Below are 3,172 nucleotides of genomic sequence, written 5' to 3'. Positions count from 1 at the left end.
GGTGCGCGCCGAGCCGCTCGGCGATCGTCCGCGCCACCGCGAAGCGGTCGGCACCAGCCGCACGGTCGGTCGCGGCCGCGTCCACGAGCGCCGCGCAGTCCCGCTCGGGGCCCTCGGTCACGGTGACTCCGAGGTCCTCGAGCCGGCGGGTGAACGTCGACGTATCGGCGAGTGACATACGGAACCATCCGACGGGACCCATATGTGTGTTGTGCCATCTCGACGGGATCGCCACGCCGGTGTCAGGGGATTTTTGACGGTTCACGGCGATGAATTCGCATGGCGACACACACGCCGGGCCCGGACCCGCGGGACGGGGGGGACTTCGATTACACCGGGGGCGAGGTCGAGCGCCCGGATCTCGTCGACGCGCTGGACCGGCGCGTCGACGGCGACGTGCGGTTCGACGAGTACTCGCGGCGGATGTACGCGACCGACGCGTCGGCCTACGAGGTCACCCCGATCGGCGTGGTGGTCCCGGCGTCGACCGCCGACGTCGCGGCCGTCCACGAGTACTGCTTCGAGGAGGGGATCCCGGTGCTCCCCCGCGGCGGCGGCACGTCGCTGGCCGGACAGACCGTCAACGAGGCGGTCGTGCTCGACCTGACCGGCGAGATGGACGCGATCCTCGACACCGACCCCGACGCCCGGACCGCGCGCGTTCAGGCCGGCGCGTACGTCGGCGACCTCACGCCGCGGTCGAGGAGCACGGGCTGAAGTTCGCGCCGGACCCGGCGTGGCGCGACAAGTCCGCGGTCGGCGGCGCGATCGGCAACAACTCCACCGGCGCGCACTCGCTGAAGTACGGGAAGACCGACCACTACGTCGAGGAGCTGGAGATCGTGCTCGCCGACGGGACGGTGACGACGTTCGGCGATGTCGACGTCGACGAGCTTCGAGAGTCGGCCGACGCCGACGCCGACGACCTGCTCCCCCGAATTCACGCCGAAGTCGTCCGGATCCTCGACGCGGAGGCCGACGCGATCGACGAGCGGTTCCCCGAGCTGAAACGGAACGTCTCGGGGTACAACCTCGACCGCCTGCTCGCGGAGTACCGCGGCGAGTACGGCGAAGCGGGCGTGGTCAACCTCGGGCGCCTGCTCGCGGGCAGCGAGGGGACGCTCGCCACGGTCACGGAGGCGACCGTCTCGCTCGTCGAGATCCCCGAGACGAAGGCGGTCGCGCTGCTCACCTACGACGACCTGCTCGACGCGATGGAAGACGTCGCGCCGTGTCTCGAACACGATCCCGCCGCCGTCGAGGTGATGGACGACGTCCTCTTGGGGCTGGCCGCCGACACGCCCGAGTTCGCGGACGTGGTCGGGATGTTACCCGACGGCACCGACTCCGTGCTCCTCGTCGAGTTCTACGCCGAGAGCGACGCGGAGGGCCGCCGGAAGGTCGCCGACCTCATCGCCGACCGCGTCGGCCCCGCCGACGAGGACGGTCCGGAGACCGCCGCCGATCCGAGCGAGGACGCAGCGGAGGCGACCGACCAGCCCCGCCGCGCGGCCCACGCGATGGAGGCGCACGACGCCGACGAGCGCGACCGCTTCTGGAAGATGCGCAAGGCGGGGCTCCCGATCCTGTTGTCCAGAACCACCGACGAGAAGCACATCTCCTTCATCGAGGACTGCGCGATCCCGCCAGAGCACCTCCCAGAGTACACCCGCGAGTTCCAGCAGATCCTTGAGGACAACGACACGTTCGCGACGTTCTACGCGCACGCCGGACCGGGCGTGCTCCACGTCCGCCCGCTGATCAACACGAAAGACGTCGACGACGTGGACGCGATGGTCGACATCGCCGACCGCGTCACCGACGCCGTGGTCCGGCTCGGCGGGTCGGTCTCGGGCGAGCACGGCGACGGCCGCGCGCGCACCCAGTGGAACCGGAAGCTGTACGGCGACGAGCTGTGGAGCGCCTTCCGCGAGCTCAAGACGGCCTTCGACCCCGACTGGCTGCTCAACCCGGGGAACGTCTGCGGCGACTTCGACATGCGCGAGAACCTCCGGTTCGACGCTGACTACGAGTACGACGCCGGCTTCGACCCCGCCCTGGAATGGGCGGTCGACAACGGGATGCAGGGGATGGTCGAGCTCTGTCACGGCTGCGGCGGCTGCCGGGGCCCGCAGGACACCACCGGTGGCGTGATGTGCCCGACCTACCGCGCCGCCGACGAGGAGATCCAGGCCACCCGCGGCCGCGCGAACATGCTCCGCGGGGCCATCAGCGGCGAACTCCCCGACGACCCCACCGACGAGGAATTCGTCACCGAGGTGATGGACCTCTGTGTGGGCTGTAAGGGCTGTAAGGTCGACTGTCCGAGCGGCGTCGACATGGCGAAGCTGAAGGCCGAGGTCGAACACGCCCACCACGAGGAGCACGGGATCGACCTGCGGACCCGGCTGCTCGGCAACTTCGAGTCGCTCGCCCCGCTGGGCTCGAAGCTCGCGCCGCTGTCGAACCTCCCGAACGAGCTGCCCGGTGCGGGGCTGATCGGCGAGAAGCTCCTCGGGATCGCCAAGGAGCGCGACCTCCCGGCGTTCCGCGCCGAGAGCCTCACCGACTGGTTCGCGGCGCGCGGCGGCGCGCAGGTCCCCCGTGAGGACGCCGACCGCGAGGTGCTCTTATTCCCCGACGTGTACACCACCTACACGAATCCCGGCGCCGGGAAGGCCGCGGTTCGGGTGCTCGAGGCCGCGGACTGCCACGTCCGGATCCCGGACGTCGACGGGAGCGGTCGGCCGCCCCACTCGAAGGGGATGTTAGAGAAGTCGCGGGCGGCGGCGCGGGACGCCGTCGAGACGCTCGCGCCGGACGTGGCGGACGGGTGGGACGTGGTCGTCGTCGAGCCGACCGACGCGGTCATGCTCCAGTCCGACTACCACGACCTCCTCGACGGCGACGCCAGCGACGTGCCCGACGCGGACGTGGCGGCCGTCTCGGCGAACACCTACGGGGTGATGGAGTACGTCGACGCCCACCGGCTCGACGAGACGCTCGATCTCGACGCGCCCGGCGAGCGGCTCACCTACCACGGCCACTGCCACCAGAAGGCGACGAAGAAGGACCACCACGCGGTCGGCGTGCTCCGCCGCGCCGGCTACGGCGTCGACCCGCTCGACTCCTCGTGTTGCGGGATGGCCGGCTCGTTCGGCTACGAGGCCGA

The 3,172-nt window shown here is 70.7% G+C and carries 1 pseudogene; it reads left to right on the top strand.

Going from position 1 to position 3,172, the window contains the following annotated elements:
- Nucleotides 1-279: 279 nt before the first annotated feature.
- Nucleotides 280-3,172 (top strand): annotated as a pseudogene (locus tag GJ633_RS15320) (FAD-binding and (Fe-S)-binding domain-containing protein); the annotation flags it as partial.

Origin of the sequence: Halorubrum sp. CBA1125, assembly GCF_009742825.1 — an archaeon.
In the GTDB taxonomy this organism is placed as follows: domain Archaea; phylum Halobacteriota; class Halobacteria; order Halobacteriales; family Haloferacaceae; genus Halorubrum.
The sequence above is the reverse complement of the archived record's forward strand: the minus strand, read 5'-3'. Positions and strand labels throughout refer to the sequence as shown.